Below are 25517 nucleotides of genomic sequence, written 5' to 3' on the forward strand. Positions count from 1 at the left end.
CCGCTTTTTGGTGAAGGCTTTAGCCTTCATCGCCTTGTCATTTGCGGTGTTTTGCCGCAACCACGAAAGCGACCCACCGGTAGGGGCGATTCACGAATCGCCCCTACCGCGCATTCATCGTTTGGCGCTCCCATAGCTCCAAACCGAAAGTGGGAATGAGCCAGGTCTCATTTGGTTGGTCCGCCTTCATCACTCTAGGGCGCTTTGGTGACGGGATAAGGGGGGCGTTCTCCCTGCGTTCCCGCCAGGGAAGCAGTGCTGCCAGCAATAGGGCGCTCGGTGGCCGGCGTCGGTGCCGCATCAGTCGGGGCTGCCTTGTCGGACGGGGTCGGCCCATCCAGCCGCCATTGTCGTGTCTGATCGGTTGCCGGGGCCGACGACGTCGCTCCTGCTACCACAAGGCGGGCATGGGGCTCCAGCCGGATCTCCGCATAGAGCTGCCGGTGCCACACTTCCGCCTGGGCCCAGCTCATATCCAGGGCTTCCAACAGCCCGACGCCCGGTGGCAAAAGCTGGACAGGACAACCCTTTGCCAGCTCCTGCTCCAGGCCCCGCGCCGTGTAATTGATCGGATAGAGCCGGCAGACCAGGGGCCGAACTTCTAAAGGAAGCTGACAGCCCCGGGGTCCTAAGAACACGCAATCGCCGTTGGCTTTCCGTTTGAGCACACGGCGCGAACCGTCGGGACGAAACACGCACGCGGCCCACTCGGGGTCGTCGTCCTGATCGAGGTACACCGGGTTATCCGGGATACGAAATTCGTGGAACCCCGTCTGCCCGGTAAACGCCTCGATGCGTGCCACATCGCCGGGCGTCACGTAGATTTCGCACGTCTGGCAGCAGGTCTTCCCGAGCCGCGCACACCGTGCGCAGAGCGACTCCGTTTCTTGCATGATCCAGTCCTCCTCATCTCACTTTGCCGGTGAATCAAGGGGATCTGGATAGCGGAAGACCCGCCCTTCGTAATTACGAATGAGTAAGTCATCGCCGTCACGACCTACCACATAGTTGGGTTGCAGCGGGACCTTGCCCCCACCACCGGGAGCGTCAATGACGTACGTGGGAACGGCGTAGCCCGTCGTGAATCCCCGCAATCCCTCGATGATCTCCAAACCCTTGGAGACCGGCGTGCGGAAGTGCGCCGAGCCACTGATCGGGTCGCACTGGTACAAATAGTACGGTCGTACCCGCATCTTCAGCAGCTCGTGAACGAGCCGTTTCATCGTTTCCACGTTGTCGTTGATCCCGCGCAACAGGACCGTTTGGGAACCCAAGGGAATTCCGGCGTCTGCCAGCCGCGTGCACGCCGTGAAAACTTCCGGAGTGCATTCATCCGGATGGGTGAAGTGGATGCTCATCCACAGGGGATGATAACGCCTGAGCATGCGACAGAGCTGGGGCGTGATCCGTTGCGGCAGGACAACGGGGACTTTGGTCCCGATGCGCACAAATTCCACATGGGGAATTTTCCGCAACTCCCGCAGGATCCACTCCAGTTTTTCGTCGCTCAAAGTCAGGGGATCACCACCGGAAAGCAGCACATCCCGGATCGCCGGCGTGCGGCGAATGTAGTCCAGCCCCATCTGGATTCGTTCTGGAGTGGACTTGATTTCGCCGTGACCGACGACTCGGCTCCGCGTGCAGTAGCGGCAGTACGTCGAGCAAAAGTCGTGCACCAGGAAGAGCACCCGATCAGGATAGCGGTGGACAATTCCCGGCACCGGGCTGTCCTCATCCTCGCCCAGGGGATCGTCCGCTTCACCGGCCGAGCGAACAAATTCGGCCGTGCGGGGAATGACCGTTTTCCTTAACGGGTCTTCCGGGTTATGCGGCGAAATGAGCGCCATATAGTACGGCGTGATGCCCACAGGGAGCTTGGCACCGGCTTTTTCCAGTGCCTCGCGCTCGTCGGGCAGGAGCAGCAGCATCCGCTCGATGTCCACAAGCGTCCGAATCCGATGGCTGATCTGCCAGTGCCAGTCGTTCCAGAGCTTGTCAGGCACATCGCGGAAGAAGGTTCGACGAAACTGTCGAACACGGGGATCGGTCTTCAGCCGCCGTGTGACAACCGGCGGTTCTGCCGATTCCAGAGACGACTCTGCACCCAAGATTTTCAGGTAAGGCAGGTGACCAAGGCGATTGGTCGGAAGAGTGGGGGAAATTTGGAGCGCCGTCTGGGAACTCGGAGGTTCCTCTTCGACGGCCCCCAGCGACGACTCAGCGTCAAAGGTGGCCATAGGGTTGCGATCCTTCTCTGTGACTGCGGCAAGGCGGAAACCCCAACTACGTTGCCCGTGCTCCGACTCGCGGGACGGCCTTTTGCGACCGCAGTCACTTTCCAATTCAATCCTTTAAAGAATTATCGTCCCCCCGTTTTTTGTCAAGTGAGGAACTTTCTTGAACTTTGCCCAGGGGACTACCTCCACGTCTCCCCGCCGATAGGTGCGCGGACGTCCACACAGGCTTGGTTCAACCCGGAGGGGCACGCCTGTCGTGCCCGGCTGCACATATGGAGTGCGGGGCTTTAGCCCCGCTTTCGGCGCGGGACTTCAGTCCCCGCTGAAACGGAATGGACAATCGAACGTTGAAAAGCGGACCCGACAAGCGGGTTCCTCCGAGAAATCATTCGGAGGGGCACGCCTGTCGTGCCCGGTAAAAGCGGAGGGGTCATCAATAGGTGTTCCTCGGACCCGACAAGCGGGTCCCTCCGAAGGCGGACGTGACAAGCACGTCCCTCCGAAAAGACGGACCCGACGAGCGGGTCCCTCCGACGTTGTCCGGCAATCAAAATTCCGCGTTGCCGGGAAATCTTGGGAACGGGATGACATCCCGAATGTTACCCATGCCTGTGACGAATTGGAGGGCCCGTTCCAAACCGAGGCCGAACCCGCTATGGGGAACCGTGCCAAATCGTCGCAGGTCCAGGTACCACCAGTAATTTTCTTTGTTGAGCCCCAGTTCTTCCATCCGCTGTTCGAGGACGTCCAGTCGCTCCTCGCGCTGGCTGCCGCCAATGATTTCACCCACGCGGGGCAGCAGCACGTCCATCGCGCGAACGGTTTTCCCATCATCATTGACGCGCATGTAGAACGGTTTGATCTGCCGGGGATAGTCTATGAGGATCACCGGTCGCCGGAAGTGCTTTTCCGTGAGGTAGCGTTCGTGTTCCGCCTGGAGATCGCGTCCCCATTCGACCGGGAACTCAAAAGTTTCCCCGGACTTCTGGAGGATGTCGATCGCTTCGGTATAGGTGAGGCGGACGAATTCGCTATCGATGATTTCCTGAAGCCGTTGAATCAGGCCGGGTTCCACCCAGCGATCAAAAAATTCCATATCTTCGGCACACTGTTCCAGCACATCGCGAAAAATGCGCTTGAGAAACCTTTCCGCCAGATCCATGTTGTCGGAAAGCTCGAAGAATGCGGCTTCCGGCTCGACCATCCAGAATTCGGCAAGGTGCCGGGTCGTGTTGGAGTTTTCTGCCCGGAAGGTCGGCCCAAACGTGTAGACCTTACCCAGTGCGCAGGCGTACGCCTCGGCTTCCAGTTGGCCGCTGACCGTCAAATAGGTGGGTTTGCCGAAGAAGTCTTGGCTGGGATTGCGTGGCTCTTTGGAGAGGGGGTCCAGAGTCGTTACGCGGAACATGGCCCCCGCCCCTTCGCAGTCGGAAGCTGTGATAATTGGCGTGTGAATGTAAAGGAAACCCTCCTCCTGAAAGAAACGATGGATGGAAAAGCTCATCGCGCTGCGGACCCTTGCCACGGCGCCGAAGGAATTCGTGCGGGGACGTAAATGCGCGATGGTTCGCAGAAATTCGTAGGAATGTCGTTTTTTCTGAAGGGGATATTTTTCCGGATCGGCCCAGCCGTACACGAAGATACGGCTGGCCAGCACCTCGGTGGCCTGTTCTCGACCGGGCGATGCCTGGACCACACCCTCCACAGCGATGCTGCAGCCGGTGGTCAGGCGTTTGACCTCGCTTTCGTAATTGAGAAGGCGATTGTCCGCGATGATCTGAATATTGCCCAGGCAGGAGCCGTCATTCAGTTCCAGGAAGCTGAATCCGCCTTTGGAGTCCCTTCGAGTGCGGACCCATCCCTGGAGGAGGACCTCTTTTCCGATTGCCTCTGGACGCCGTGCCTGAGCGACAGAAATTTTTTCCGCCATGATCGCGCCTCCGTGAATGTTTTGCTCGGCCCGATGGATCGGGTGATGCCACCGGACGCCCTCCGTTTATCAACTGCCTGGACACCGCCGGCTCCGCCCCGCCGTCCCCGAGACCAGGCGTCGCGAGTACTTTTTGCCCTATTCCCCGCACGAGCGACTCAACTCTCCTGCCCTGCCAGCCACCGCTCCGCATCGAGGGCTGCCATGCAACCGCTGGCGGCCGCCGTGACCGCCTGTCGGTAGTAGTCGTCGGCGACATCTCCCGCCGCGAACACTCCCTCCACACTTGTGTAGGTGCGGAAGGGCTTGGTGAGTTTGATGTACCCCTTGTCCGTCAGCTCGAGCTGACCTTTGAGAAATGCCGTGTTGGGGGTGTGGCCGATGGCCAGAAACATCCCACTCACCTCAATCGTCAGATCAGGTTCGCCCACCGTGCTCTTGAGGCGAATTCCTGTCACACCGTTTTCGTCGTCACCGAGGACTTCATCGACAACGCGGTTCCAGAGGATTTCGATCTTGGGATGAGAGAGTGCCCGCTGGGCCATGATCTTCGATGCCCGAAGCTGGTCCCGGCGATGAACCAGATAGACTTTCGATGCCCAGTGGGCCAGATAAGTGGCTTCCTCCACAGCGGAATCACCACCCCCGATGACGGCCACCGGCCGGTTCCGAAACCGCGGCAAAGCTCCGTCGCATACGGCACAGGCGCTGACTCCCTTGTTTTTGAACCGTTCTTCGGAGGGCAACCCCAGATAGTTGGCCCGGGCGCCCGTTGCCACGATCACCGCGCGACTCTCGTACGTCTCTCCGTTGGAAGCCTTCAAGCGAAACGGCCGGACGGAAAAATCAACGTCCACAATGTCTTCCGTGATGACCCGCGTACCAAAGTGGATGGCCTGCTGCCGCATGAGTTCCATCAACTCAGGGCCGGTGACCCCGTGTTTGTTATGCGGGGGTAGATAGGCACGGCGTTCCTCGGGCAGAGCTGTTTCCAGATATCCGGACAGGTCCCCCGGCGGAAATCCCGGAAAGTTTTCCACCTCGGTGGTGAGGGCCAGTTGCCCCAGGGGCAGCGTGCCGTTTCGGGCATTTTCTTCGTTGATCGCCCCCTCGAAAAGGAGCGGATTGAGGGCCGCACGTGCGGCATAGATGGCGGCCGTCCATCCCGCGGGCCCACTCCCGATGATGATTACCTTCTCAATCTGTTTGTCTGCCATTGGCTTCACCTGCGCTCCGGAACAAATACCTGATCAATCTGCTCGAGAATCACTTATTATATGGCAGATGAGAGCCTCCCGATAGGGAAAACTCCGCCGGGTGTGCCAAGCGCGTGCCTTTAATACGCGGACCTGACAAGTGGGTTCCTCCGAAAGGTCGGAGGGGCACGCTTGTCGTGCCCGGTTCCACATATGGAGTGCGGGGCTTCAGCACCGCTTTCGGCGCGGGACTTTAGTCCCCGCCAGAAGGCAATGGATGAACGAGCGTTAAACGGCGGCCCCGACAAGCGGGTCCGTCCATTCGCGGTAGGGGCGATTCATGAATCGCCCCGAAAATACGTTCATCAGGGCCAAACGGCATGTCGGTAGGGGCAATTCGTGAAGTGCACCTACCCCGAGCATGCTTTCGTGGTCGCGGTGAAACACGGTTAACGCCAAGGTTGTGAAGGCTAAAGCCTTCACCGAAAAGCGGCGATGAATCGCCGCACTCCATGGAGTGCGGGGCTTCAGAACCGCTTTCGGCGTGGGACTTTAGTCCCCGCTGAAACGGAATGGACAATCCAACGTTAAACGGCGGACCTGACAAGCAGGTCCCTCCGGAAGGGGCGGGGAAAAATGAAAATGAATCAGGGCTCGTCGGTGTTTGCACGCGGGTTGGGGAGGGCTTATCATGTTCGGAAAGCTGGCGCTTTTGTGGTGGTTGGCCAGGACCGACTTGTCAGAACTTTCGGGGAGGTTTTGAGATGATCAGACAGAGTTCGCGCAGCGGCTTATCGTCACCTGTTCGGCTGGTGCTGGGAGCGCTGGTGCTTTCGGTTTTCGGGGCCGGAAGTGCGCTCGCCAAAGACTCCCGGCCGAATATCATCATTATCCTGTCGGATGACATCGGATTTTCGGATATCGGCTGTTACGGCGGTGAAATTCTTACGCCCAATTTGGATCGCCTGGCGGCCCACGGTCTGCGCTTCACGCAGTTTTACAACACTGCGCGGTGCTGCCCCACGCGCGCAGCCCTGCTGACGGGAGTGTATCCCCATCAGGCAGGCGTGGGCTGGATGACGCAGGATCGCGGTTACGACGGCTATCGGGGGGATCTCAATCGCCATACGGTGACCATCGCCGAGGTGCTCCGAACGGCGGGCTATCGCACCTACGCGGTGGGAAAATGGCACGTCACCAAGGCCGTTCAGCCGGAAGGACCGAAAGACAACTGGCCGCTCCAGCGAGGATTTGACCGATACTACGGGACCATTCAGGGAGCGGGGAGTTATTTTGATCCGTCGGCCCTGGTGCGGGATAACACCATGATTACGGTGTTCATCGATCCCGAGTATAAGCCCGAGCGCTACTACTACACCGACGCCATCAGCGATCACGCGATCCGTTTCATTCGTGAGCACGTCGCCCAAAATAGCGAGCGACCGTTCTTCATGTACATCGCATACACTGCCGCGCACTGGCCCCTTCATGCTCTGGAAGAGGACATCGCCAAGTATCACGGGAAATACGACGGGGGTTATGAGCCGATTCGTCGGGCGCGGTTTGAACGGCTCAAAAAGATGGGCATCATCAATCCCAATTGGGAACTGAGCCCGCAGCACGGTGATTGGGAACAGGTGGAACATAAAGAATGGGAAGCCCGGTGCATGGAAGTGTATGCGGCTCAAATCGACCGCATGGACCAGGGAATTGGGCGGATTGTGGAGACGCTGGAGAAGACCGGGCAATTGGAAAACACGGTGATCTTCTACCTACAGGACAACGGTGCCTGTCAGGAGGCCATCGGCCGAACAGGAAACTGGCGGCGGCCGGTGGAACCGTCCCTCCCGCCCATTCCTCCCGATGTCATCCGGACAGAGAGCCGGCCTTCCCAGAATCGCCGCGGTGTTCCCACCCTCACCGGGCCGTACATCATGCCGGGTCCCGAAGATACCTACATCTCTTACGGCATCAACTGGGCGAATGTCTCCAACACGCCGTTCCGGGAATACAAGCACTTTGTGCATGAAGGCGGCATCGCGACGCCGCTCATCGTTCACTGGCCTGCGGGACTGAAGCGTCAGGGTGAGCTCGAGCATACGCCGGGCCACGTCATTGATCTGATGGCCACCTGCGCCGATCTGGCAAAAGCACAATATCCTACCGAATTCAACGGGAATAAGATCATTCCCATGGAAGGGGTAAGCCTTGTGCCGCTCTTTGAAGGTCGGCCTCTCGAGCGCAAAACGCCCATCTTCTGGGAGCACGAAGGCAATCGCGCTGTGCGCGATGGCAAATGGAAGCTTGTTGCCAAAGAGAATAAGCCCTGGGAACTGTACGACATGGAAGCCGACCGCACCGAAATGCATGACCTCTCCGCGGAGCATCCGGAAATTGTCGCGCGTTTGGCCGCTGCCTGGGAGGCCTGGGCTGCCCGCGCCAACGTCCTTCCTCTGGGAGCCTGGCGCGGTCGTGCTGAGGAAAGTTTTTCCCAGCAGAAAAATTTCGTCCTACGGAGCAACGCTCGGCTGGAGCGAAATCGGGCACCCTATGTGGTGGATAAAGGCCTTACAATTTCGGCTCGGATTACGCTGCCGGGTGACCGCGGCGTGCTCGTCGCCCAGGGCGGCTCTGCCTGGGGATACGCCCTGTATCTCGATGCTGGCCGAGCCTGCTTCGCTGTTCGCCGGAGTGGGCAACTGAAGACCATCCAGGCGGAAAAACCGTTGCCACAGGAGGCCGGAACCTTGAAAGTCGTCTGGTCGCGGTCCGGCGAAATCAGCGTGTGCTGGAACGATCAAATTCTTGCCCGGGCGGCCAATATCCCGCCGCTTTCCAGCATGCCGCAGGACGGTCTGGAGGTGGGCCGGGATGAGAAAGGATTGGTCGGTGACTATCCGGCCGACTTCCGCTTTAACGGCCGACTCGATCAGGTCACCATCACTTTGGAACCATAACCTTCCTACCTGCGTGCGGGGAGCAGGCCCCATCACAATTCGGCGAGGAAGCTCCCGTAACGGGCGGGCCTTTGGGCACGGAGGACGCATCGGCGCAGGCGAACGGAACGGGACGAGATAAGCGAACGGGCCGGGAGGGCAAACCATGCGCACCGCGACAAGCCGCTTTTATCCGATCCTGGTGACGGCGTTGCTGTTGACGGGGGTCGTTTGTTCCGATCACGCGCGAGGGGGCGAGGCCGCTTCTGAGGGCGTGGGCTGGACGCATTTTCGCGGTGGCGAGGCGTGTGGGGTCTTTCAGGGTGGGAAAGAGATTCCCGCAGTTCTCTCGTCGGACAAGCAACTTGCCTGGAAATCCGCGCTTCCTGGTCGAGGACCTTCATCGCCCATCGTGGTGGACGGTCACGTGGTGGTGACGGCAGCCTCCGGCTATCGTCAGGACGAGCTTCACATCCTCTCGTTTGCTGCAGATTCCGGGAAAAGGAACTGGCACGTTCGGCTTTTTGCCACAGGTTCCACGGTTTGCAATCCATTCGGCGGTGTGGCGGCGTCCACACCCGCCAGTGACGGTCGATTGATTGTGGCCCTTTTCTCCTCCAACGATCTCGTGTGTCTGGATCGCCAGGGTCGGCCAAGGTGGATGCGTCCCCTGGGGTGGGAGCGACCTCTCCTCCGCAACGACGTGGGAATGGCGTCCTCCCCGTTAATAGTGGGTGACGTGGTCGTTGTCCAGGCGGAGAGTCTCCTCGACGCCGTCCTGTTTGGAATCGACCTGAAAACCGGGCGGACCCTGTGGGAGAAGGAGCGAAACAAGGAAGCGATGTGGTCCTCGCCGGTTCCCATCCGGTTGCATTCGGCTGATGAAAAGAGCGCCGACGGCAGCGACAAACTCCCCCCTGTGGGGGTGCTCGTGCAATCGCGGGAGGATTTTGAAGTGCTCGATCCGCAGACTGGAACGACGATCGCCAGCTACGGGCACTGGTGCGACACGATTTCCTCGGCGGCAGTGTGCGGTCGATTCGTGGCCCTGCCCGCGGCGGGGATTCATGCTCTGGAGTGGGTTCCCCAGCCACCCGAATTGCGGCTTCTGTGGATTTCGGACCGGTTAAATTGTGGCAATACCAGCCCCGTCGTGTGGAAGGGTCGCGTGTACGTGGTGAAATCGCCCAATATCCTGGCGTGTGCGGATGCGGCGGATGGGAGGATCCTCCGGCAAATACGGATGCGGGGAAGTTTCTGGGCATCGCCGGTCATTGTGGGACGCCATCTCTACGCCGTAAACTACGAAGGAACGGTCTTTGTGTTTCGGTTGAACGAGGATGGCTTGCCGGAGCGCGTGGGGGAGTGGGACCTCGAATCAGGAGTGCTCGCTTCGCCCGCCGTTGACAACACCGGCCTGTACTTCCGCACCAATCGCTGGCTGTACAAGTTTGCCCTCACCCTGCCGTAGCTTGCCCTGGATGGTCCATGAAAGAAAATCCGGAGTTCGTGGAAATTCCTCTCAGTGGTCCGGTGGACGCAGTGGTCCAGCCGCCGGGTTCCAAAAGCATCACCAATCGGGCGCTCGTTTGTGCGGCGCTGGCGGAAGGTGAGTCCCTCCTCACCGGCGTCCTGGATAGTGAAGACACCCAGGTGATGATGGAGGCCCTGCGACGGCTGGGCGTTCGGGTGGAACACGACCCCGAAAGACGGGAAGCCCGGGTTGTCGGGTGTGGCGGGAAGATTCCTGCCCGTTCGGCCGACCTCTATTTGGCCAACAGCGGGACGAGTCTGCGTTTTCTGACGGCTGTCTGTTCACTCGGGCGGGGAAGATTCCGATTGGACGGCAATGCCCGAATGCGGGAACGCCCCATCCAGGATCTCGTTGAGGCGCTCAATTGTCTGGGGGTCAAAGCGTGGACGGAATATGGCAACGGTTGCCCCCCGGTCATTGTCGAGGCCGCCGGATTGTCGGGGGGAAGCACCGAAATTTCCGGCGAGATTTCCAGCCAGTTTGTGAGCGGACTGCTCATGGCCGCCCCCTACGCGGCAGCGGATGTGGAACTGGTCATTCGGGGAGATCTCGTCTCCAAGCCCTACGTGGATATGACCCTGGCAGTCATGCGGGCATTTGGCGTTACCGGCTCGAACAGCCATTATCAGCGCCTCCACGTTGCGGCGGGACAGCGCTATCAGGGTCGAGCGTATGCCATCGAGCCGGACGCCTCCGCAGCGACCTACTTTTTCGCCGCGGCTGCCGTGACGGGTGGGCGAGTCACCGTCACCGGCTTGAGCTGGAACAGCCTCCAGGGGGATGTTGCCTTTTGTCGCTGTCTGGAACAGATGGGCTGTGAGGTGACGGCAGCAGACGACCGATTAACGGTGACGGGCAAACCGCTCCGCGGAATTTCAGTGGATATGAACGCCATCAGCGACACCGTCCCCACCCTGGGGGTTGTTGCTCTGTTCGCACAGGGCCCCACCGAAATCCGCGGTGTGCGGCATATCCGCTTTAAGGAAACCGACCGCATTGCGGCGCTCGCCACGGAACTCCGTCGACTCGGCGCGGAGGTCGAAGAATTTGAAGACGGCCTCCGCATTGTGCCCCAGCCCGGTTATCAACCGGCTGCCATTCACACCTACAACGACCACCGCATGGCCATGAGTTTTGCCATCGCCGGTTTGCGGATTTCCGGCGTAAGAATCCTTGACCCGGGTTGCACAGCCAAGACCTATCCGCAGTTTTTTGAGGACCTCTTCGCGATTCTCCGGCCAGCGTAATCCAACCAAAAACCAGCGCAAGCAATCCCGAATACAGCGAGTTGCTCAATTGCCCGCACTTTCACCGTGTTGCTTCTCATCGGCAAATCTTAACATGCTGACATGCCCCGTTCCTGAATTGGTCTTGTCAATGGGGTTCCTTTTCTGCTAATCTACGTGGCCGCCGAAGGGTGGGCGAACAAGGTGAACAGTGCAGGACAGTGGGCGTCGGCATTGGTGGTGGGAATTAGCGGCTGGCTAAAGATCGGCTTGTGCAGCATCTTCCTAGTGATGATGGACAAAACTCTTGACCTGGCGGAGTGTGGCGACGGTGTTCGCGGAGGGAGATTCGCCCCAATGTAAGAACGAGCGATGGCTGAGTCCCCCTGCACTCGGGCTGATTGTGGGCCTGGCAGGGATGGGGCTATTTCTGGCCGGGTGCGCGAGCAATCCCGCAACGGCTGCGGCCCAGGCGCAATCGGCCCAGCAGCAGGCCGCTCTCAATCGACAGATCGAAGAATATCAGACACGGATCACGGCACTGGACCGCGATAATCAGCAGCTTCAGGGATTGTTGGCCCAGGCCCAGCAGAAAAACAAACTCCTCGAAGATCAGCTCGCACTGCTCCGCAAGCAATTGAGCGATGCCAGCAGCCAGATCGCCCGCCTGCAACAGGAAAAGGAAGAGAAAGAAAAGCAGGTTCAAACGCTCACGGCGTCACTCCAGCGGTCGGGGACTGTGACCATCCAGCCCAACAATAGCCTGCTCCAAACACTCCCCGCTGTCAACATCCCAGGCGTTCAGGTGCGGAGGGATGGCGACGTCATTCGCGTGGAACTTCCCGCCGATCAACTCTTTGAAAGCGGCGCGTTTCAATTTCGACCGGGCGCGGTGCAGATGATCAGTTCCGTGGCGGCAGAAATCGCCCGACTCTATCCCGAACAGATGATCGGTGTGGAAGCCTTTACCGACAACGGTCCCTTGCCGCCTGGACCGTGGAAAAACCATACCCAGATGTCCGTCTCCTGGGCGGCGGCCGTCCATGATGTTTTGGTCAACCAAAGTAACCTCAAGCCGGAACAGCTCGTCGTGGTGGGGCATGGGGCCAGTTCACCCCTCATGTCCAATGGAACGCCCGCGGGACGGCAACGAAACCGTCGGGTGGAACTTGTCATTTATCCTGAAAAATACCGTGCCGCAGCGGGATGATCTGCCAAGGCGATTTTTCCGGAGGGGCACGCCTGTCGTGCCCGGCTTCAAATATGGAGTGCGGGGCTTTAGCCCCGCTTTCGGCGCGGGACTTCAGTCCCCGGTGAAACGGGATGGACGATCCAACGTTGAACGGCGGACCCGACAAGCGGGTCCCTCCGAAAGGTCGGAGGGGCACGCCTGTCGTGCCCGATGAGGAGGGATGGGTCGTCAATCGGTGTTCATCGGACCCGACGAGCGGATCCCTCCATTTGCGGTACGGGCGATTCATGAATCGCCCCGAAAATACGTTCATCAGGGCCAAACGGCATGTCGGTAGGGGCAATTCATGAATTGCCCCTACCGTTTCATCAGCGGAATGTAGCCCCGACAATCACATCCCGCCGAAGGCGGACGTGGCAAGCCATCCCGCCAAAAGACCTACCCTGGAAAATCGGTCCAACCCGGCAAGAATGATACTTTTCGGGCTTTTCCCAGCCAAAAATCAATCTCCGCATCGTGCTCACTCTACGAAAGGACCAGCGAGGGCGGTATCCGATGATTCCCCATGAATTGTGTCAGCCCAATTTGAATTTCCTGGGGTTGCCAGAGGAACTGGCCAACCCGGCGACGGCCAAGGTGTGGATTTTGCCTATCCCGTATGAAGCGACGACGACCTACGGGGCGGGCACCCGCAACGGACCGTTGGCCATCCTCATGGCTTCGCGGCAGGTGGAGCTCCATGACCATCGCCACGGATGCGAGCCTGCCGAAAGTCTGGGATTTGCCACTCTGCCCCCGATGGAGATCACGGTGAGCACTCCCGAAGCCATGATCAATCGGGTGGCCGCCGCCGTGGAAACAGTGTTTTCTCGGCCGCCTTCGCCCGAATTGCTTGTGGTCCTGGGCGGGGAGCACAGTATTTCCGCCGGAGTCGCGCGAGGCCTGGCACGCGTTGTGGAGACAGACGGCCTGGTGTGTGTCCAGGTCGATGCCCACGCCGATCTTCGCGATGAGTTTGAAGGCTCACCGTTTAATCACGCCTGTGCTGCCCGACGCATCAGCGAGCTGTGCCCTGTCTTTCAAATTGGCATCCGCAATATTTCCAAAGAAGAGGCGGAGTTTCACTCAACAGCCAACAACATTCAAACGTTCTTTCGGGAGCAGTGGGGACCATCCGGGGTGAACGCCCTGCGCGACTTTGTGCGCGGCAAGACAGTTTACCTGACCATTGATCTGGATGGACTGGATCCCTCCATCATGCCAGCGGTGGGAACCCCGGAACCGGGCGGGCTGTTCTGGGATGAGCTGCTGGAGATCATTCGCACCATTGGCGAAGCGGCCGCGCGGGTACCGGTGATGGATGTCGTGGAGCTGGCGCCCATTCCCGGGATGATCGCCCCGGACTTTCTCGCGGCAAAGCTGATCTACTGGGCAGCGGCTGATCTTCTGCTCCCCGGGGACGGCACCAACCGCGGTGGGTGATTAAAAGACGCTAACGGCTAACGTCACAAGGGTATGTCAGAAAGCCCAGCTTATTGCGCGGCGGCTGCGCTCCACTTTGTCCACAGCTCCGGGTACTCCAGAAACTTGATGAACACGCCACCGATCACCGGTCGGGCCCGAAATCCTCGCAGCCGGGCGTTATTCGTCCAGTACCAGTCGGTGAGCGGGACACGGTCCGGCGTTTCGTCGATAAAACGGTACAGAGGGTTCATGAGGGTGTCGAAATCCTCGCGCGAATCGGCGAGTGTTGCCGTCCACACCGTCCAATCCGTTTTGGTGAAGAGGGCCCGATTGTCCAGTGGCAAACCGTAGGGCTGGAGCTGCGTCTTGTAGAAGGCAATCTCTTTTTGGCGGACTTCCCCGGGAAAGACGTTGAGATTGAGGAGTTTATCCCACACAAGATTGTACTTCTGGCTCCAGGTGCCTGGTTTGTCAAACGCCAGACGGTAGTGATCACCGTCGTCGGCAGCCCGGATCCATTTGGCGGCAAAGTCTTCGGCCAGCTTGCGGTATTTCGTGGATTCCTCGGTTTTACCTGCCCGGTGACACATGTCGGCATAGCACGCCAAAGCGAGGATGGCCTTGACGGAAAGGTTGCAATTGTGTGCCAGCGGGCCGGTGAAATCGTCCGTACAGAGCTGATTTTCGGGATCGAAGCCTTTCTCTTCGAGATATTCCGCCCAGCGCTGGAGGAGGGGCCAGTATTTCTCGGCATAGCGGGTGTTTCCATCCAGGCGGGAAACAACACACGCAAGGATGAGGAGGTTGGCGGATTCCTCCACGGGCATCTGGTGCTCTTCACTCGTTTCACCTCCCCCATAGACCTGCCCGTTGGCCAGCGGATATGTTCCCAGATCGTGCGGTGCAAATGGGAATTTCCACCGTGGGCTGGCCGCGTATTCCAGAACCGGTGTGAGGGTTGCCTTGAGAAGCTCCTTATTGAACAGCATGAAAAACGGAGAGGCGGGATAGATGACATCCACGGTGGCGATGCAACCGTTGCTGAAGCATTCCTTGGAAAAGAGCATCGGTTCATCCTGAGGACCCAACGTCAGCTTATGGGCGCCCAGGGTGTGCCGATACGCCAGCGCGATGAGATTCGCATATCCCCGACCGCCGACCTGTTCCGCGTCTTTCATCAGATTGCGGTCGAATTCTTCGCAGGCATCGAGAAGCCGCGGCAAATCTTTTGCTGCCTGAATGAGCACTTCGCCGATATGCGCGAAGTACTTCCGCCAGTACGGACGCAGCCGCTGGCCCAGGTATTCGATGGAAAGGATGTCATCATAGGCCAGCAGAACATGCCGGGATTGGGGCTGGGCGCCCACTGAACCAAGACGCCAGGCGCACGTCACCACCGGCCAGCGATCCTGAGCGGCTCGCGGTTCGGAAGGATCATCCCGGCCGGGGACTGTTCCGGTTTCCACGAATACCCGGCGTGCGGATTCATGATTGGTCATCACCGTGCGAAGGTCTTCACTCTGCGGAGCCGCCACGTACGCGTAGCCCCAATCGATTCGCAGGTCGTCACCTTTTTTCTGCAGCACGGGTTGTTCGAGTGTCCCGATCCGCATCCATACCAGGGAACCGGCCTGGCCGCGCTCCCAGATCACCACCTGGTCGGGCGTGTTGACGGCCAGCTCGGCCGAGTTGTCGTAGTAAAGCTCGACTTCGTGGGCACTGCCGTCGCGGGCCCAGACTTCCCAAATGAGATACGTGACCGGACGGGAGAGGAGATTGAGGTCGTGCGGCAGCACCGGCGTGAGAAAAGTCAGCCGCACGCCGATCTGCGGAGTTTCCCACTCGTAGATGGTCCGCGTGGGAAGCACGGTGAGGTTTTTCTGGGGCAGCGGGGGAATATCCAACTGGGGTGTTCCCATCATCCGATACGCCTTGCCATCCACCCGGATAAGGCTGCACAGGGCATGGATGCGGCCGGTCCAGTGCCGTGGCCAATCCTCGGCCAGGTGATCGGTAAACGACCAGATGCTGAAATAGGGATCATGGACCACCAGAGGAACGGCCGGGGGACGACCTGCCGGCCCTTCGTTGGCGGACAGACATCTCGATTCAGCGATCAGGGCAAACGTCCCTGCCGCACAGACCAGGACCCCAAAGGTGCCGAATTTCACGAAGTGTTTTTTCCCACCAGCGCGCATGGAAAGAACTCCGACCAAAAATCGTCTCAGGAGAGCCAGCATGTAACCGAACATTGCACGACACGCTGATTATCACGGTTGCTGGCGCAAGCGGCAAGCAGCGACCGGGTTCAAGGGACGCCCTGGAAGGCGTCTCTCATGGTAGGGACGATTCATGAATCGCCCCTACCGCAAATGGAGGGACCTGCTCGTCGGGTCCGATGAACACCGATTGATGACCCATCCCTCCTCATCGGGCACGACAAGCGTGCCCCTCCGAATAAACTCCGGAGGGACGTGCTTGTCACGTCCGCCTCCCGGAGGGACCCGCTTGTCGGGTCCGCTTTTCGACGTTGGATCATCCATTCCCTTTCACCGGGGACTGAAGTCCCGCGTGAAAAGCGGGGCTAAAGCCCCGCACTCCATGGAGTGCGGCGATTCATCGCCGCTTTTCGGCGAAGGCTTTAGCCTTCACCACCTTGGCGCTGCCGATGTTTTACCGCGAATACGAAAACGGTTCCCTGGTAGGGGCAATTCATTAATTGCCCCTACCGCACATTGGAGGGCCCTGCCTGTCAGGCCCGATGCACAACGATTGATGCCCCATCCCCTTTCACCGGGCACGACAAGCGTGCCCCTCCGAATAAACTCCGGAGGGACGTGCTTGTCACGTCCGCCTCCCGGAAGGACCTTTTCCGGAGGGACCCGCTTGTCGGGTCCGCTTTTCGACGCTGGATCATCCATTCCCTTTCACCGGGGACTGAAGTCCCGCGCCGAAAGCGGGGCTAAAGCCCCGCACTCCATGGAGTGCGGCGATTTATCGCCGCTTTTTAGTGAAGGCTTTAGCCTTCACCAACCTTGGCGTTGATCCGGATCAAAACGGAGTACCGATCGGGGCGGAACCCGATCCTCCACGGCGTCCAACGGATTGCCCGGTTCCCCCTGGGCTGACGGCGGTCCTTTGTTGAGGTGGGGTCGGGAAGCCGGATCAGCGCTTCAGGTCAAGCGGGGCTCGAAAACTTCCCTGTGACTGGGAGGAGCCAGCGGCCAGCAACCTCGTGCCAGATTCCTGGGGCTTTTGGTAAAGCCACGGTTGAAGTCGGGTCATTTCGGAGAGCAAATCCCCGATTCCCTCGGCGGCTCCTACCACGAGATACCCGCCCGGCTGAAGGACCTTGAGCACGTTGTTCAGGACCACTTTCTTTGACCCCACGTCGAAATAGATGAGGACATTTTTCAGAAAGATGAGGTCAAAGGGGCGTTCTGGCAGGGGATCCATGAGATTGTGCTGCCGGAAAGTGGTCATCTGGGTGAGGATCGGCTTTGCCCGCCACACTTCGGCATTGGGTAGTTTTTCAAAAAATCGCCGCTTTAAGTCGTCGGGAACAAGCCGCATTGCCCGTTCGCCGAAGGTTGCGGTGCGCGCCTGCTCAACGGCGCCCAGTCCAATATCGGTTCCCAGAATGGTGATCCGCCAACTGGCAAGGTCCGGAAGTTCGGCCGCGATACAGCAGGCAGCGGTAAACGCCTCGTCTCCCGTGCTACAGGCAGCCGACCAGATGCGGAGGGTCTTCATCGGTCCCCGCTGCCGGTTTGCCACTTCTGCCAAGAATTTTTTACGGAACCATTGCCATTGGAGCTCATCGCGGAAGAGGTAGGTCTCGTGGGTTGTGATTTCCTGAAGGAAGGCGTCCCATTCTGGATGGCGAGAGGGTAGCTTGGTGAGATAGTCGTAATACTCGGAATAGCTGGATATGCCCGTTTCCCGCAATCGGCGACGAAGCCGATTGGAAAGCAAAGTCTTCTTCTGCGGAGAAATACGGATTCCCGTCTTGCGATAGACCAGATCGGCATAGCGCTGGAGTTCGTCATCCGTTACCTGAGGGAGTGCCAGCGGTGAGGTGATTGGGGCAGGAGGCGCAATCTCATCCAAGTTGGCAACCTTCTTCTGTTGGCTGAGAATTGCAGGGCGGTGAGCGCGGTCTCCGCTGCCGGGTGGCTTGTGACCGGGATTAGGCATCATGGCGCGATTCCTCATCTCGCGTCAAAGGGCTTTCCGTAATTTGTCTTTGGAAGAAAAATCCATCGGCACCACGGCCGCGGCGCCACCGACCAGGTTTCCACTGGGCGCCAGGCGGGTCGGAAGTACACGACTTCCAGGACTGTTAGAGGCGGGCACGGAGCGGCCGTGGGCCGACGCGACAAGCGACCCGTAATGGGTCATGCGGAGGGTGATCTCACATGCCTGCTTCTGGAATCTCTTCGTCGTCTCCCAGAATCTTTTCGATGTCCAGGAGAATGAGGAGACGCTTGTCCAGCTTGACCAGGCCGGTGAGGTATTTGCGTCCCAAACCGGCCACCGTGGGTGGGGGAGGGGCGATCTGGTCCTTGCTGATCCGCAGAACCTCACTCACCGCATCGACAATGATGCCGATGGTCTTTCCCCGCACATTCACCACCATGATCCGTGTTTCGTCGGTGGGTTCCTGCGGAGGCAGACCAAACCGCAGCCGGAGATCCACAATCGGAATCACCGTGCTTCGGAGGTTGATCAATCCCTTGATATAATCCGGAGTTTGGGGAACACGGGTGATTTCCCCCATCAGGATGATTTCCTGAACCTTGGTGATTTCCACCCCGTATTCCTCCTGACCCAGGCGGAAACTCACCAGCTGCATGGTCGCGCTGCCACCCCGATGGGCAAGCTCCTGCACGAGTGCTTCTTGAACTGCCGTGGCCATTTTCATGATCTCCCGGTGATGCTTGTTTGTTGGTTACTGGACGAACTGACAACCGCCCTGTTTGATGAAAATATAGGTTACGAATGGCAAGGTAAAAAAAGTTGATCATTCTTTGGGAACGCACACGCGATGAATAATTGGCTGGTCCGACTGACTCCGCTGGAATAACCGCTTTCCGTCGCTTCGTCAGTAAAATCCCCCATGAAGTTAAAACAACAACCGGAAGATTTTGTGGTGGAAGAGGTGACACAGTTCCCTCTGGACGGTGGCCCCTTCGCCACATACGTTCTGACCAAAAGGTCCCTCGGCACGCCGGAAGCCCTGGATAAGGTCCGCAAGCAGTGGAAAATCCCTCTTCACGCAGTGTCCTACGGAGGTCTTAAGGACCGCCATGCGGTGACAACCCAATGGGTGACCATTCGTGGCGGCCCGCCGCGGGATCTCCAGCTCAACGGCGTGCGCCTGGAATACCGGGGCCAGGCTTCCCGGGCGTTCACCTCCGACGATATTCTCGCCAACAGATTCCGCATCGTCCTGCGAGACCTTGCTCCGCAAGAACTTCAGGCAGCCATCGCGGCCCTCGATGAGGTGAAGCAGTGGGGCTTGCCCAACTATTTCGACAAACAACGGTTCGGGTCGGTGGGTTGGTCCGGAGACTTCGTTGCCCGAGCCTGGTGCCTGGGAGACTACGAACGGGCCTTGTGGCTTGCCCTGGCCGATCCTCACGATTCGGATCGGGCGGCGGATAAAAAGGAAAAGCAGTTTTTGCGGGAGCACTGGGGCGATTGGGCGGAATGTAAAAAAGTTGTCCGAAATCGCTTCCGCCGGGCGGTCGTCGCGCAACTGGCGGACCAGCCGGGCCAGTACCGTCGCGCTATGGCCGCGGTGCGACGTGATCAGCGGGCTCTGTACCTGGCGGCGCTTCAGAGCTATCTGTGGAATGCCATGGCTTCGGAGTGGATCCGACAGCGAGTTCCTCCCGAGGATTGCTTCGAAGTGGTCATCGCGCGCTGGACGTTCACCTTTTACCGGCGTCTTAACGCCCAATTGCTCAACGAATTTCGAGAGACTCAGTTGCCGCTTCCCTCGGCCCGATGTGGGGTGAAAACCGGTCCGGTGCGAGAGCTTATGGAGCGGGCTGCCGCCGAGCTGGGACTGGAAGTCCGTCAGCTCCGGATCAAATATCCCCGCGATAGCTTTTTTTCCAAGGGTGATCGACCTCTCGTGTTCTTTCCCAGGGAACTTGCCCATCAGACAGGGGACGATGAACTGAACCCTGGAAAGCAGCAGCTCACGTTGAGCTTCGAGCTGCCACGGGGCTCGTACGCCACCATCCTGGTCAAACGGATCACTGAGGATCGTTCGTCGGAGGAGGGATCAGGTCTCGAGGAATAGCACGCCCACCTCTCGGCGGGACCGGCTCGTCGGTTCCACCGCTCGGAGGGACCCGCCTGTCAGGTCCGCATATTGGAGGGACATCTCGGAGGGACCCGCTCGTCGGGTCCGAGGAACACCTATTGATGACCCATCCGTTTTTACCGGGCACGACAAGCGTGCCCCTCCGAAAAAATTCCGGAGGGACGTGCTTGTCACGTCTGCCTCCCGGAGGGACCCGCTTGTCGGGTCCGCTTTTCGACGTTGGATCGTCCATTCCCTTTCACCGGGGACTGAAGTCCCGCGCTGAAAGCGGGGCTAAAGCCCCGCACTCCATGGAGTGCGGCGATTTATCGCCGCTTTTTCGTGAAGGCTTTAGCCTTCACAACCCTGTCATTGACCTGAATGGAAAACGGAGTACCGGTCGCGGTGGAACCCGATCCTGCCATTCATCCAATAGAAAGACGCATTCCACGGTCCGCTTTTCCGAGGTTGGATAAACCATGCCGCTTCATCGGGCACGACAAGCGTGCCCCTCCGACCGTTTGGCCCTAATTAACGTATTTTCGGGGCGATTCATGAATCGCCCGTACCGCAAATGGAGGGACCTGCTTGTCAGGTCCGCTTTTCCACCATGGGTGATCCATTTCATCTCATCGGGCACGACAAGCGTGCCCCTCCGAAAAAATTCCGGAGGGACGTGCTTGTCACGTCCGCCTCCCGGAGGGACCCGCTTGTCGGGTCCGCTTTTCGACGTTGGATCATCCATTCCCTTTCACCGGGGACTGAAGTCCCGCGCTGAAAGCGGGGCTAAAGCCCCGCACTCCATATGTGGAGCCGGCCACGACAAGCGTGCCCCTCCAAGGGACGCGGGCTCCACCCGGGCCACGGGGCTTTAACCGGGCGTCTCTTGTGAACCCACAACAGAGGGGAGTATACTGAGCGCGGTTGTGGGGTGGCCGGCGAGCATCGCGTGATACAGTCGCAGTGTGACTTTTGCGAAGCAGTGGAAACTCACGACGGTAGCCCCAAATAGAATTCGGCCCGGCTTTCCCGGCGGCCGAGGGATTGAAAGATTTGGTTCGATCGGCTATCGTTGAATATGTGTTCATTTGAACACGTGAAGGCTCTCCGCAAGCGTCGAGAAATATCCCCGTGGGAAGGGAGGTGATTGATCCATGGCGAAAAAAGCAGGGAGCAAAAGTGACGAGCAGGAAGTCCGCAAGGAAAAAGAGGCGACCGCCTCGGTGCTGGAGAAAAATCCCGCTCTGAAGAGTGCCGTCCAGCAGATAGAGAAGCAGTTTGGGGAAGGGGCCATCATGCCCCTGGGGGCGAGCAAAACAGAGGCGATCGAGGGCATCCCCACAGGCAGTCTGTCGCTGGATCTGGCACTTGGTGGCCAGGGAATTCCTCGTGGTCGAATTATCGAGATCTTCGGTCCGGAATCGAGTGGGAAAACGACGCTGGCCCTGCATGTCATTGCCCAGGCGCAGAAGCGGGGGGGAATTGCTGCGTTTATCGATGCCGAGCACGCCCTCGATCCCGCATGGGCGAAGCGGCTGGGCGTCGATCTGGAGAATCTGCTCGTCAGTCAGCCCTCCAGTGGCGAAGAGGCGATGCATATCGCGGAGATGCTCATCCGCTCCAATGCGGTGGATGTGATCGTCATCGACTCGGTGGCCGCCCTGGTTCCCCAGAAAGAGCTGGAAGGTGAAATCGGCGATTCGCACGTGGGCCTGCAGGCCCGGCTTATGAGCCAGTCGCTGCGAAAACTGACCGGTGCGATCGCCAAGGCCAAGACGGCCGTCATTTTCATCAACCAGATTCGCGAGAAGATCGGCGTGATGTTCGGTTCACCGGAGACCACACCGGGGGGTCGCGCCCTCAAGTTTTACGCCTCCTGCCGGATCGATGTCCGCCGGGTGGGGCAGATCCGCGACGGCGAGCAGGTCATCGGTCAGCGGGTGAAAGCCCGAGTGGTCAAGAACAAGGTCGCCCCGCCGTTCCGCGTGGCCGAGTTCGACATGCTCCACGACAGCGGCATCAGTTACGAAGGGGACGTCCTCGACCTGGCGATCGAGCGCAAGCTCATCGTGCGGAGCGGGGCCTGGTTCCGCTACGGCGATCTTCAATTGGGCCAGGGACGCGAACGCTGCCGGGAGTATCTCAAAGAACATCCCGAGCTGGTGGAAGAGTTGCGTCAGAAAATTCTCGCCATGCCGATCGATCTCCACACCGAGGTGGAGTAAAACGCCGCGGCTTTCAAGGGGACTGCTCCCGGGTGGCCGTGCCCAGAGTGCGAGTGCCACACAGGTTGCTGGCAGACGAACCCACAGAACGGCATTTGTCTTTATGTAGAAACGCATCCCTGGGCCACCGCCTGCGAAGGCTTTGTTACTTAGCCGCCACGTTTCACGTTAAGGCCCACAATCGACCAGCGGCGTCGGACCATTTCTAAGGTTTAAGATCGATGTTAAAGGTATTCTGGCCTGGCTGAACAGTTATAAATAGTCCGGAGGTTTTCTCGTTTTCGTACTTTGCCGGAAGTTCGTTTTGGGGGCCCGTTTTCACTTGCTGTGGCGCTTGCTTGTACTGTAAGTAAGCCTGCATTTCACTTTCGGGGTCCTCCCTTGGCGCCTGTTGCTGCTGATTTGGAACCTGATACTTGGTCACTTTGACTAAATATTCTCCGGGGATTGCCCCGTCGCCGGTTGCGAAAGTACCGATTGCATATCGCCCGTTTGCGTCAGTAATGGCTGTGGCCGCCTGGGGTTTCGGGTCACCTGCGTTAGGATCCTTAGGCACGAAAGTAACTGTAGCACCCTCCACGGGTTTGCCGTTGAACGTCACCGTTCCAGTGACGGGGTATGTTTTGGGTTTCGACGGCTGTTTCGAGCACCCCGTCATCACCACGCTGGCGGAGGAAAGCACTAGTAGGCACACTAAGGACGTCCGAATAATCAAACATTCACGCTTGGTCGCGACGATGAGCCGCGATAGGCAGTGCATTCGTGGGCGATGCCTCGGAGTTGTTCTCTCGGAACCTCTAAAACCCGCGTCAGTTCGCATGGCGTGCCTCCCGATAATCGATCATTGGGCTGCTAACGAGCGATACATCCCCGACTAACGCCTGCCGCTGGAAGCTTCTGCGCCCATTTGTTTTGCCATCTCGATTGTACGCACTGCAAAAGGGAAGCCACCTCAAGGGCTGCCGTAATCCCCTAAAACAACCCATTGGGGTGCGTATCAGTCCCCGCAGTGCAAGATGTTCAGGGAGATTGTCGCTAAGTTTACACTTCCCCGGATGAAAAAAGGTATGCCCGCTGGCTTGATTGAAGCGGAAATCGAATAGGCGCCAACTTCTTGGTCACAGACGTTCCAGAACCGTTAACCGTTAAAAGCCCGAAGAAACACTTTCACCACCTGCGCGAGATCCAAGTGCTCCCCAGACACCGTAGACGCTCTGCCCTCGCATCGGTTGGTATGCCGCCAAATTACCGGTATCGATCGTCTCCGAAATGAACCTCACAGATCCATCCGCAAACAAACAATTCACACCCCCGGGATGCCGGCTACTCGGGGGTAGCACGACATTGTTATCCCAGCCCCAGCTATTTTGAGTTTCAGCACAACTGGGACTGTTAGGAGGCAGTACAGTGTTAAAGCCCACATAAATAGACGGACCAAATGTCCATTTAACTCCGCGGCGGCTGTTGACTGGCCGTCCTGCCAGATAGTATTTGCCGTCGGTTGTCGCGCGGCAGTTGATAGGTGATGCTGCCAGTCCCCCGACCGCTGTTGTGATTGCCTTAACATGCTCAACTTCACCATTGCGCTGCGTGGTGTAATCAGATCCCATATCACCCACACCACCTCTATCCTGCACGATTTGTTCGCTCAACGCGATCGTGTTACTTGTTCCATCGATGATGTCGGAAAAGCGATAGGTCGTGTTTCTGCAGAATAGTCCGCGAACGTCCGTGGAATCGTTTGCGTTTTCTACTTGGTCCCCTACGCAAAAAGCGTAAGCCGTATGCCGGCCATTCTTATCGGGAATACCATCGTTAGATGGGCAAAGCAAAACATCAGGTGAGTTATTCCACACACTCCAACCCCAGTGTGGCCAACCTCCTTCAGGGGCCACAGGTTGCCCTCCGTTCGTCGCCCCGGTTGGGTCTCCAGCGCGAATCTGATCGTACATCGCCTTTTGCTCGATATAAGGAAGCAGGGAGACAAACCCAGACCGTTGCTGCCAGTTTGCAGCCCAACCCCAAGGAAGGTTACCGTACGTCGAGTTCGTCCCTCCCGACCGGTAGACTAACGTTCCGTTCACGTCGTGATAATTGTGGAGGCCCAGTCCAAGTTGCTTCAAATTGTTTGTGCATTGGCTACGTCTGGCGGCCTCCCGCGCTGCCTGCACGGCGGGCAGAAGTAATGCGATCAAAATGCCGATTATCGCAATAACAACTAACAGTTCTACCAGCGTGAAACCGGTTACAAAATCGCGGTTAACGGCGATGAACTCCCGTGTTTTGTGGCGGCGCTGTCCGTTTTTAATTTGACCCATGTCTCCACCTCCGCACTTGTAGGAAGTAGTAAAGCCGAACAAACCCCGAAAAACCGTTTGATCAGACACGCATGACATGCAATGCACCGTTCGCTATGTTACCTTGGTCCTCAACGGGCGTCAACGATTTTGCGGACGATTTTTTGGCTGCGCGAATCTAAGTAAGCCGATCCATCGCCAGTGGCAACTCATCCCACCCGAAGGGACCATAGGAGTTTAGAGAGTTCAATCAACGGTTTTGACGCATTATTAACACATTGTCGAATCGACAAATCTTCCGTGGACTGTTATGTTGGTGTTGAACGGCGTCTGCTATAAGATTCTCGCTCAGGAACGATGCGGTCCAACCATTCTGCTTGCCTTGCCGCTAGGATGCTTTAATGAACACTCCAGGCCCTTTAGACCAGTGATGCGCGGAGGTCACGTCCCAGCTCTAAGATTTGATCCATCAAGTTCGCCTGCAGAAGGAGGACTTGGCCTGCCCAACAAAATCCGTGGCCTTGCCGAGCTGGTGGAAGAGCTGCGCCAGAAAATTCTCGCCATGCCGATCGATCTCCACACCGAGGTGGAGTGAGGCTGTGGAACTTTCCATCACGAAGCGTGGGAGCGGCGATGCAGGCGGGAGGTGCCTCTTCCGCGGGGACGTGCTTGTCACGTATACATTCGGTTGATTAAACAGTAGGGGCAATTAATGAATTGCCCCGGCAAGCTCGGAGGGACCCGCTTGTCAGGTCCGCTTTTCCACCATGGGTGATCCATTTCATCTCATCGGGCACGACAAGCGTGCCCCTCCGACCTTTCGGAGGGACGTGCTTGTCACGTCCGCCGTTCAACGTTCGATCATCCATTGTGTTTCGACGGGGACTAAAGCTCGGAGGGACCCGCTTGTCGGGTCCACTTTTCGACGTTGGATCGTCCATTCCCTTTCACCCGGGACCAAAGT

16 protein-coding genes are annotated in these 25517 nt (G+C 58.6%); 8 read left to right on the plus strand and 8 right to left on the minus strand.

Translation table 11 applies throughout. From position 1 onward, the window contains the following. Positions 1 to 194 precede the first annotated feature (194 nt). The 4 genes from THTE_RS01235 to THTE_RS01250 all read right to left on the minus strand — a co-directional run bounded on the left by THTE_RS01235 (position 195) and on the right by THTE_RS01250 (position 5384). Positions 195 to 893, minus strand: coding sequence for a YkgJ family cysteine cluster protein (locus THTE_RS01235; protein WP_095413721.1), 699 nt, complete (start codon positions 891 to 893; stop codon positions 195 to 197). An 18-nt stretch (positions 894 to 911) separates the two neighbouring features. After that, complete coding sequence (locus THTE_RS01240; protein ID WP_095413722.1) at positions 912 to 2237, minus strand: KamA family radical SAM protein; 1326 nt, start codon at positions 2235 to 2237, stop codon at positions 912 to 914. A gap of 547 nt (positions 2238 to 2784) precedes the next feature. Further along, positions 2785 to 4167: an asparagine--tRNA ligase gene (asnS, locus tag THTE_RS01245; protein ID WP_095413723.1), complete on the minus strand. Its 1383-nt coding sequence runs from the start codon at positions 4165 to 4167 to the stop codon at positions 2785 to 2787. Positions 4168 to 4325: 158 nt separating this feature from the next. Continuing rightward, the gene (locus tag THTE_RS01250) at positions 4326 to 5384 is read right to left on the minus strand and encodes a thioredoxin-disulfide reductase (RefSeq protein ID WP_095413724.1); all 1059 of its coding nucleotides are present in this window, start codon (positions 5382 to 5384) and stop codon (positions 4326 to 4328) included. 743 nt (positions 5385 to 6127) lie between these two features. Here THTE_RS01250 and THTE_RS01255 point away from each other — a divergent pair. From THTE_RS01255 to speB, 5 genes are all read left to right on the plus strand, one after another. Next, positions 6128 to 8320, plus strand: a complete 2193-nt coding sequence (locus THTE_RS01255) for an arylsulfatase (protein ID WP_095413725.1) — start codon at positions 6128 to 6130, stop codon at positions 8318 to 8320. A 145-nt stretch (positions 8321 to 8465) separates the two neighbouring features. Then, entirely contained in the window at positions 8466 to 9770 is a 1305-nt protein-coding gene (locus THTE_RS01260; RefSeq protein WP_095413726.1) for an outer membrane protein assembly factor BamB family protein, read from the plus strand. 17 nt (positions 9771 to 9787) lie between these two features. After that, positions 9788 to 11080 (plus strand): 3-phosphoshikimate 1-carboxyvinyltransferase, encoded by a 1293-nt coding sequence (gene aroA, locus THTE_RS01265; protein ID WP_095413727.1) that lies wholly within the window; start codon positions 9788 to 9790, stop codon positions 11078 to 11080. A gap of 286 nt (positions 11081 to 11366) precedes the next feature. Then, positions 11367 to 12269 (plus strand): OmpA family protein, encoded by a 903-nt coding sequence (locus THTE_RS01270; protein ID WP_157731598.1) that lies wholly within the window; start codon positions 11367 to 11369, stop codon positions 12267 to 12269. A 537-nt stretch (positions 12270 to 12806) separates the two neighbouring features. Further along, on the plus strand, positions 12807 to 13733 hold the full coding sequence (speB, locus tag THTE_RS01275; protein WP_095413729.1) for an agmatinase: 927 nt from the start codon (positions 12807 to 12809) through the stop codon (positions 13731 to 13733). 50 nt (positions 13734 to 13783) lie between these two features. Here speB and THTE_RS01280 read toward each other — a convergent pair whose 3' ends face one another. From THTE_RS01280 to THTE_RS01295, 3 genes are all read right to left on the minus strand, one after another. Beyond that, positions 13784 to 15913 carry a glutaminase family protein gene (locus THTE_RS01280; RefSeq protein WP_095416717.1) on the minus strand — a complete coding sequence of 710 codons (2130 nt, stop codon included), beginning with the start codon at positions 15911 to 15913 and terminating at the stop codon, positions 13784 to 13786. Between the two features lie 967 nt (positions 15914 to 16880). After that, on the minus strand, positions 16881 to 17915 hold the full coding sequence (locus THTE_RS01285) for a CheR family methyltransferase (RefSeq protein WP_237260179.1): 1035 nt from the start codon (positions 17913 to 17915) through the stop codon (positions 16881 to 16883). 214 nt (positions 17916 to 18129) lie between these two features. Then, a complete protein-coding gene (locus tag THTE_RS01295; RefSeq protein WP_095413731.1) occupies positions 18130 to 18633 on the minus strand; it encodes a chemotaxis protein CheW in 504 nt (167 codons plus the stop codon). A gap of 201 nt (positions 18634 to 18834) precedes the next feature. Here THTE_RS01295 and truD point away from each other — a divergent pair, with 201 nt between their 5' ends. Together truD and recA are read left to right on the plus strand one after the other, a co-directional pair. Further along, complete coding sequence (gene truD, locus THTE_RS01300; protein ID WP_095413732.1) at positions 18835 to 20028, plus strand: tRNA pseudouridine(13) synthase TruD; 1194 nt, start codon at positions 18835 to 18837, stop codon at positions 20026 to 20028. A gap of 1157 nt (positions 20029 to 21185) precedes the next feature. Continuing rightward, positions 21186 to 22256, plus strand: coding sequence for a recombinase RecA (gene recA, locus THTE_RS01305; RefSeq protein ID WP_095413733.1), 1071 nt, complete (start codon positions 21186 to 21188; stop codon positions 22254 to 22256). A gap of 1145 nt (positions 22257 to 23401) precedes the next feature. Here the strand turns inward: recA and THTE_RS01315 are convergent. Beyond that, entirely contained in the window at positions 23402 to 24574 is a 1173-nt protein-coding gene (locus THTE_RS01315) for a DUF1559 domain-containing protein (protein WP_095413735.1), read from the minus strand. A 289-nt stretch (positions 24575 to 24863) separates the two neighbouring features. On the opposite strand from THTE_RS01315, the gene THTE_RS17795 reads away from it, so the two are divergent. Further along, positions 24864 to 25148, plus strand: a complete 285-nt coding sequence (locus THTE_RS17795) for a hypothetical protein (RefSeq protein WP_157731600.1) — start codon at positions 24864 to 24866, stop codon at positions 25146 to 25148. Positions 25149 to 25517 lie beyond the last annotated feature (369 nt).

Origin of the sequence: Thermogutta terrifontis, assembly GCF_002277955.1 — a bacterium.
GTDB lineage: Bacteria > Planctomycetota > Planctomycetia > Pirellulales > Thermoguttaceae > Thermogutta > Thermogutta terrifontis.

Excerpts from the sequence above, each read along its gene's own strand:
- THTE_RS01235 (WP_095413721.1), bottom strand. The coding sequence starts at position 893 with ATGCAAGAAACGGAGTCGCTCTGCGCACGGTGTGCGCGGCTCGGGAAG.
- THTE_RS01240 (WP_095413722.1), bottom strand. The coding sequence starts at position 2,237 with ATGGCCACCTTTGACGCTGAGTCGTCGCTGGGGGCCGTCGAAGAGGAA.
- asnS (WP_095413723.1), bottom strand. The coding sequence starts at position 4,167 with ATGGCGGAAAAAATTTCTGTCGCTCAGGCACGGCGTCCAGAGGCAATC.
- THTE_RS01250 (WP_095413724.1), bottom strand. The coding sequence starts at position 5,384 with ATGGCAGACAAACAGATTGAGAAGGTAATCATCATCGGGAGTGGGCCC.
- THTE_RS01255 (WP_095413725.1), top strand. The coding sequence starts at position 6,128 with ATGATCAGACAGAGTTCGCGCAGCGGCTTATCGTCACCTGTTCGGCTG.
- THTE_RS01260 (WP_095413726.1), top strand. The coding sequence starts at position 8,466 with ATGCGCACCGCGACAAGCCGCTTTTATCCGATCCTGGTGACGGCGTTG.
- aroA (WP_095413727.1), top strand. The coding sequence starts at position 9,788 with ATGAAAGAAAATCCGGAGTTCGTGGAAATTCCTCTCAGTGGTCCGGTG.
- speB (WP_095413729.1), top strand. The coding sequence starts at position 12,807 with ATGATTCCCCATGAATTGTGTCAGCCCAATTTGAATTTCCTGGGGTTG.
- THTE_RS01280 (WP_095416717.1), bottom strand. The coding sequence starts at position 15,913 with ATGCGCGCTGGTGGGAAAAAACACTTCGTGAAATTCGGCACCTTTGGG.
- THTE_RS01285 (WP_237260179.1), bottom strand. The coding sequence starts at position 17,915 with ATGATGCCTAATCCCGGTCACAAGCCACCCGGCAGCGGAGACCGCGCT.
- THTE_RS01295 (WP_095413731.1), bottom strand. The coding sequence starts at position 18,633 with ATGGCCACGGCAGTTCAAGAAGCACTCGTGCAGGAGCTTGCCCATCGG.
- truD (WP_095413732.1), top strand. The coding sequence starts at position 18,835 with ATGAAGTTAAAACAACAACCGGAAGATTTTGTGGTGGAAGAGGTGACA.
- recA (WP_095413733.1), top strand. The coding sequence starts at position 21,186 with ATGGCGAAAAAAGCAGGGAGCAAAAGTGACGAGCAGGAAGTCCGCAAG.
- THTE_RS01315 (WP_095413735.1), bottom strand. The coding sequence starts at position 24,574 with ATGGGTCAAATTAAAAACGGACAGCGCCGCCACAAAACACGGGAGTTC.
- THTE_RS17795 (WP_157731600.1), top strand. The coding sequence starts at position 24,864 with ATGTTGGTGTTGAACGGCGTCTGCTATAAGATTCTCGCTCAGGAACGA.